Source organism: Nocardiopsis coralli, from assembly GCF_014892575.1.
Classification (GTDB): Bacteria; Actinomycetota; Actinomycetes; order Streptosporangiales; family Streptosporangiaceae; genus Nocardiopsis; species Nocardiopsis coralli.
This window is the reverse complement of the sequence record NZ_JADBGI010000049.1, coordinates 1-6,926: the sequence shown is the minus strand read 5'-3', so window position 1 is coordinate 6,926 and position 6,926 is coordinate 1. Positions and strand designations below refer to the sequence as shown.

Sequence of the window (6,926 nt, the reverse complement as noted above, 5' to 3'; positions counted from 1 at the left end):
CTCGCGCTCCACCCCGGCGGCCACCGCGGCCGCCTCGCCGACGGTCAGGGTGCCTGCGTCGATCGCCCGGCCGGTTTCGGGGATGGTGCCGTGGTGCAGGTTGCGGGCCAGATACATCAACCGCTCGGCCTCGTTGGGGCCGATCCCCCAGGCGTGCGTCACATACGCCTTGACGGTTTTCTCCCCGCCCTCGGCCAGAAATTCACCGGAGACTTCCATCTGCGCCAACGGCGCGAGCATGGAAAAGGTGAGCTTATCGATCTGTTCACGCACCGCCTTCATGCGCTCCAGAACGGTTCCGGCCGTACCGAAAGGCACGCCCCCGGACAGAGTCTGGATGAACACCGCCACCGCGGCCATCAGCGCGGACACGGCCGGGTCCGGGCCGGTGCCCGGGGCCGAGTGCGCGTGGTCGGTGGTGTCGTTCGCCATAATCCAACAATACGCCCCGGGGCCAGAAAGCGGTAGTTACCCAAAGGAAATAGAACCCTTACCAATAACGACCACGGGGCCACCAACCACACCCATTTCCGGTCGCCCGAATTCCCCGAAAAACCAGCTTGTGGATAACCCTGCAAGGCCCTTTTCCTGGGGAATTCTGGGGCGGGGGGTCGGGGATCTTGCTACTGGAGCAGGGTTCAGCGCTGAAGTCGGCTCTGGTAGCAAGATCCTCGGCGGGAGGATCCCGCACACGTGCCACCCCTGGGACTCAATGCGCGGCCGGGAGTGCGCGGGGCGCGCCTGTGCCGTTGCCGTCGCCGTCGCCGTTGCCTGTGCTTCCGCAGGAGCGAGCAGCCGTGCACACGCCGCAAGCGTTGGTCGCAATGGGGTCACCACAGGGGGATGGACGTACCCACCGTTCTTTTGGCTGCGGGCGGGGGCCTCGGGGGAGCGGGTGGTTCGTCGATGCGGGTCGGGACAGCCCGGCGAACAGGCCCGGAGCGCACACCCCGAGGCGCCGCGATCAACCACGCACAACGCCGACACATCCACTCCGACCCCGGAAATCAGGGGGTGGCGCCGATGTGGGTTGCGCGCAGGGCCGGCCGGGCTATCGTTCCCGACCCCGACGAACCACCGACCCCGAGGCAACACCAACGAACCCCCCACCCCAACCCAGTCGCCACCGAGACAACACCAACGAACCCGACCGAATACCCCATCCCAGGAACGCGGGCATGCTCTCTCGCGCGGGCCCGGGCGTGCGTCCCGGAGGACCTACCGTTCCCCGGGCGTGCGTCCAGGAGGACCTACCGGTCACCGGTCCCCGGGCAGGTGCACCTCGAGCGCGATCGCCAGGGCCAGGCGCCGGTCCGGGTCCTCCAGGTCCAGGGCCGCCACCGCCGACATCCGCCGCATGCGGTTGCGCACCGTGTTGGGGTGCACCTCCAACGCCCGCGCCGCCTCGACCGGTTCCCCCTGCGCGCGCAGCCAGGCCCGCAACGTCGGAACGAAGCGGGTCCCGTGCGCGCCGTCGTGCCGTGCCAGGTCGGCGACGGGCCCGTCGGCGGGACGGCGGCCCGAGGCCGAGGACGTGCGCAACCGGTGCAGCAACACCTCGTCCCACGACTCGTCGTAGGCCACGACCTCCCGCCCCGGCCGGGCCGCCTGCAACGCCAGGCTCTCGTCCGCCTCCCGCCGGCTCTCCGACAGTCGCGCCGGGTCCGCCGGCCCGCCGATGCCCGCCTGCACCTCCACGTGTGCGGGCAGACCGCGTACGGTCTCTGCCAGCCACTCCCTGGCCGCGCTGCTGTCGGCACCGCACGGCAGCACCGTGTAGACCGTGCTCCCGAACACCGTGCTGCGCCCCGGCCGCGACCACCCGAACCCGGTCGTGGCCCGCTCGAACGCCACCAGCGTCGCCGCGTGCCGCTCCTCCGGGGTGTGCGCCTGCAACGCCACGACCCGGTGCGGGGCCGCCGTCAACCCCAGCCGGACCGCAGCCTCCGTCGGGTCGGTCCCGCCCTCCAACAACCGGCCCACCAGGTCCGACTCCACCTGCCGTTCCAGGTCGGCGCTGACCCGGGTCCGCAGCAGGTGGAGCGCGACGGTGCGCGCCCCCTCGACCAGGGACCGGGCGCGCTCCTCCGACAGCGGCCCCGAGCAGGACAGCCAGAGCGAACCCAGGAACTCCCGGCCGATCCGGACCGCCACCGCCGTGCGCGCCCCCATCCCGTGCTCTTCCGCGGGAGGTACGTACACCGGCTCGTCCGAGCCCGCCAACCGGGCGTGCACCCCGGACCGGGACAGGTGGTCGCGCAGCCCCTCGGGCACCCGGCGCCCGAGGATCGTGTCGAACCGTGCCCGGTCGGCCGACCCCTGGCGCGCGGAATAGGCCAGCACCCGGGAACGCGGATCCTCGATCGTCAACGGGCCACCGACCCGCGCGGCGATGCTGTCGGCCAGGGACGGCATGTCGCTGGGGCCGCGTCCGGACTCGGTCTCACTGCCCTCGAGCACCATCCCGAAGACGATCCCGGCGACCTGGCTCCAGGAGACCTCGGGCGCCACCCACAACAGCACGACCCCGTGCGCGCGGGCGGCCTCGATCGCGGCCTCGCCGGGGTCCCCCGCCCCGGTACGCACCACGACGGCCGAGGCGCCGGCGTCGCGGGCCAGCCCCACGGCGCGCACGGGGTCGCGCTCGCCCACGGCCAACAGCACGTCACCGGGTTCGGTGGCCCCTTCGGCCGGATCGTGCATCGCCACGCTGCGCACGACCGCGTCCTGGGCGATCCGCGGCCCGGCCGGGCGGGTCCCGTACACACCCAGGATCGTCGCCAGGCGTTCCAGCAGGACCACCGCACACCCCCGTCTCACCGCGGTCTCGCGCCCCGGATCCGGGGGCCGCCCGGCCCCCGTGCCCGGCCGCGGCCGGTTCCGTGACCCGTCCGGGCCCCGCCCCCGCCCGCCTTCCGGGCCTGTTGTGGGGCCGTCACACGAGGCTAGCCAAAGATTGTGCGCCACGGACAACGGTCACCGGCCGTATCCCGAGCACACTCGGATCGACCCCCGTGGACACGGGTCCATTCGTAGTGTCCGCAGCCCGTCCGAAGGAGAACACGCATGGCCGCATCGGCTGTGGACGCACCTCGCGCCGCGACCGTCGTCGGCGCCGGTGTCGTCGGTCTCTCGACCGCCTGGTACCTGCAGGAACACGGGATCGAGGTGACCGTGCTCGAGCGCGACCGGGTCGCCTCCGGGGCCTCGTGGGGCAACGCCGGATGGCTCTCGCCCGCGCTCGCCGTTCCGCTCAACACCCCGGACGCGCTCGCGCACGGGGCGCGGTCCCTCGTCGATCCGCACCACCCGCTCTCCGTGCCCCGGTTCCCCGGAGCGGAGCTGGCCCGCTTCCTCACGCTCTTCGCCATGAACTCCACACACGCGGCACACAACCGGGCGCTGCTCGGCAATGCACCGCTGAGCCGCGCCTCCCACGAGGCCTTCGACGAGCTCCTGAACGGCGGGGTGGGCGCGGTGATCGAGGAGGCGCCCATCACCGCGCTGTTCTTCTCCGAAAAACGCGCGCTGGGCCTGGTCTCGGAACTCCGGGAGGTGGCCGAGGCCGGCATCCCCGCCGACTTCACCCCGCTCGACGCCCAGGACGTCCGCGAGCTCGTGCCCGTGGCCTCCGACCGGGTCCGCGCGGGCGTGCGCATCCACGGGCAGCGCCACCTCAACCCGGCGCTGTTCACGCATGCGCTCGCCGATTCCGTGCGCTCCCGCGGCGGCCGGATCGTCGAAGGGTTCCCGGTCGCGGGCGTGCGGCCCCCGTCGCGTGCGGGGGACACCTTCACCCTCACCTCGGAACACGGCGAGACCGAGAGCGCCGAGGTCCTCGTCGCCGCCACCGGTGCCTGGCTGGGCCGCAGGGCGCGCCGATGGGGCGTGCGCACACCGGTGGCCGCGGGCCGGGGCTACAGCTTCACCGTCGGAACCGACCGTCCGGTGCCGGGCCCGGTGTACCTGCCCGAGGCCCGGGTGGCGTGCACGCCGCTCAAGGACGGGATGCGCGTGGCCGGAACCATGGAGTTCGCCGAGCCCGACGCCCCCGCCGACCACGCGCGGGTCGAGGCGGTCGTCCGCACCGCGGCGCCCTACCTGGACGGGGTCGGCCTCGAACAGCGCGTCGACACCTGGGTCGGTCCCCGCCCGGTCTCCGCCGACGGGCTGCCTCTGGTGGGGCCCACCCGAGTGCCCGGCCTGTACGTCGCAGGGGGCCACGGCATGTGGGGGCTCACCCACGGCCCCGCGACCGGACGCCTGCTGGCGCGTGCTGTCGCCACCGGCAACGTTCCGCCGGAGCTGGAGCCGTTCGACCCCACACGCTGACCGCGCCCGCTGACCGCACCCGTCAGCACCCGTCCGCACCCGAAGCAGCGCCCCGCCGGAGCCCCGGCGGGGCGCCCGTACATGACGTACCGGAGGAGAAACCGTGCAGCGCACGACCACATGGCTGACCGCAGCCACCCACGACCGCCTCGTCCGCGAGCTCGCGGTCCTGACCGGGGCACCCGTCCCGCCCGAGACCGCGGCCGAGTTCGAGGTCCCGGTCGACCAGGAACGCAGGGACACCCGCATCGCCCGCATCCAGGAACTGCTGCGCGACGCCGTGGTCGGGGAGGCCCCGCCCGACGACGGGGTCGCCGAACCCGGCATGGTGCTGACCGTGCGCTACGGGTCGGAGGAGGAGGCCGAGACCTTCCTACTGGGGGTGCGCGACCGTTCCGATGCCGAGGGGATCACCGTCTACTCGCCGGAGTCCCCGCTCGGCCGGGCGCTCATCGGCGCGCGCGAGGGGGAGGAACGCGAATACACGACCCCGCGCGGGAAGACGTTCGCCGTGACTCTGGTGCGCGCGGTGCCCTACCGGCCCGCCTGAGGATCGGGCCGGGTCGGTAGGGCGGAGGCTCGGTCAGTCGGTCGGCCGGTCCTGTCCCGGGGCGGTCAGCTTCCGGCCGGGTCGTGTCCCGGGCCCGGCCGGTTCGCGCCGGTCGCTTCGGTGAGAGGCGGGGCCGCCCCCACACGGCGCTGCGGGGCGGGCCCTCGGTCAGCGGCGCTCCGAGGGGCCGCAGACCTGAACGCCCGGTTCTCCTTGCCCGGACGGGGAACCGGTGTCCACGGAGGGGGCGTCGGCATCGCCGGGGCCCTCACCACCGGCCGGCACGTGGCGCAGCGCGAACGCGGTCACCGCCGCCAGCACCGGTACGGCCACGGCCCCGACCACGCCGACCGTGTTCAACCCGGCGACGAAGGCCTCCTGCGCCTGGGCCCACAGCTGCCCGGGGATCTGCCCTGACACCGAGGCCGCGCCCGTCAGGCTGCCCTCGACGGCGTCGGCGACCTCCGGTTCCAGCCCGGGCCCCGCCGCTCCGGCGATCGTGCGCTGGTACACCGCCGCCGACAGGCTCCCCAACAGGGCGATCCCGAAGGCCACGCCCAGTTCCTGGACGGTCTCCGACATCGCCGACGCCGACCCCGCGCGTGCGGGCGGCGCCGAACCCACGACCAGGTCGGTGCCGAGCGCGGCGATCGCGCCCAGCCCCAGGTAGACCAGCGAGAAACCACCGATCACGAGGGGGAGGTCGCCCGGGCCCTCCACCAGCGCCAGCAGTGCGTACCCCACCGCCGAGAGCGCGAGCACACCCGCCACGACGTACCCCGGACGCACCCGCCGTGCGAGGACGGGGCCGGCGACGGCCGAGGCCATCATCATCAGCGCCGGCGGCCCGTACCAGAGCCCGGACACCGTCGGCGAGAGCCCCTCCACGAGTTGCAGGTACTGGGTGACCAGGAACATCGTTCCGCCCACCCCGACCAGGACCGCGAGCATGACGGCCAGCGCGACCGAGAACTCCCGGTTCCGGAACAGGTCGAGGTCCAGCAGCGGCGAGGACAGTCTGCGCTGCCGGCGTGCGAACACCACCGCGAACACCACGCCCGCGGTGAGCGACGCCGCCACCGTCAGGCCCGGGCCCTCCTTGGCGGCTTCCTTGACCCCGTGCACGACGGGCAGGACCGCCGCCAGGGACAGGGCCACGCTGACGAGGTCGAGTCGGCCCGCGTCCGGGTCCCGGGACTCGGGGAGCAGGAGCGGGGCGGCCACCAGCATCACCGCGATCAACGGCACGGCCAGGAGGAACGCCGCGCCCCACCAGAACAGCTCCAGGAGCACCCCGCCCACGAGCGGACCGGCCGCCATGCCGCCCGCGAAGAAGGTCGCCCACCACCCGATCGCCAACGCCCGCTGCCGTGGATCGTGGAAGGTGGTGCTGATGAGCGCCAACGTCGACGGCATGAGGGTGGCCCCGGCGATGCCCAACGCGGCGCGGGCAAGGATCAGCATCTCCGCGCTCGTGGAGTAGGCCGCCAGCACCGACGCCCCCACGAACGCGACCCCGCCGATCATGAGCAGGCGCCGCCGCCCCACACGGTCGCCGAGGGTGCCCATCGTGATGAGGAAACCGGCGATGAGGAACCCGTAGGCGTCGACGATCCACAGCTGTTGTGCGGGGCTGGGGTCCAGTTCCGCGGAGAGGGAGGGCAGGGCCAGGTGCAGCACGGTCATGTCCAGGCCCAGGAGCACGGTGGGCAGGCCCAGGACCGCCAGGCCCGCCCATTCGCGCGGTCCCGCCCGCCGGGTGTCGGTGCGGTGCATGAGGTCTCCTCCGGTCTGTCGTTCACGGACGGCCCCACGTTCGCGGGCGGCCCGCACGGTTCACGCACGGAACGCTGGGGGTACGTGGCAGGCGTGGTCGGGAGGGCTCTGCTTCGTGCAGGCGTGGGCCCGAGCCCTGCTGCGGCGGGCGCGTTCGTGGCCCCTGGAGCGTTTACCCTCGAGCGCCGGTCCGCGCCCCCGGAACGCTTCGCCACGCGGGCGGTCGTGCCCCCCCGGGGACGCTTCGCCATTGGGCACGAGCCCGTGT

At 73.5% G+C, this 6,926-nt stretch carries 4 protein-coding genes and 1 pseudogene; 2 read left to right on the top strand and 3 right to left on the bottom strand.

The genetic code is table 11. The features are described from left to right. Positions 1–432, bottom strand: a pseudogene (locus IDM40_RS27660) (DUF222 domain-containing protein); the annotation flags it as partial. 825 nt (positions 433–1,257) lie between these two features. Then, positions 1,258–2,802, bottom strand: coding sequence for a PucR family transcriptional regulator (locus IDM40_RS27655; protein WP_193125028.1), 1,545 nt, complete (start codon positions 2,800–2,802; stop codon positions 1,258–1,260). Between the two features lie 264 nt (positions 2,803–3,066). Between IDM40_RS27655 and IDM40_RS27650 the strand changes: the two genes are divergently transcribed. Both IDM40_RS27650 and IDM40_RS27645 read left to right on the top strand, forming a co-directional pair. Then, entirely contained in the window at positions 3,067–4,332 is a 1,266-nt protein-coding gene (locus IDM40_RS27650) for an NAD(P)/FAD-dependent oxidoreductase (RefSeq protein ID WP_193125027.1), read from the top strand. A gap of 103 nt (positions 4,333–4,435) precedes the next feature. Further along, positions 4,436–4,882, top strand: a complete 447-nt coding sequence (locus IDM40_RS27645; protein ID WP_193125026.1) for a GreA/GreB family elongation factor — start codon at positions 4,436–4,438, stop codon at positions 4,880–4,882. Positions 4,883–5,050: 168 nt separating this feature from the next. Here the strand turns inward: IDM40_RS27645 and IDM40_RS27640 are convergent, their stop codons facing one another. Then, complete coding sequence (locus IDM40_RS27640) at positions 5,051–6,658, bottom strand: MFS transporter (RefSeq protein WP_235998012.1); 1,608 nt, start codon at positions 6,656–6,658, stop codon at positions 5,051–5,053. Between the last annotated feature and the right edge of the window lie 268 nt (positions 6,659–6,926).

What these genes read in the sequence shown, in the direction of transcription:
- IDM40_RS27650 (WP_193125027.1), top strand. Translation starts at nt 3,067, where the DNA reads ATGGCCGCATCGGCTGTGGACGCACCTCGCGCCGCGACCGTCGTCGGC.
- IDM40_RS27640 (WP_235998012.1), bottom strand. Translation starts at nt 6,658, where the DNA reads ATGCACCGCACCGACACCCGGCGGGCGGGACCGCGCGAATGGGCGGGC.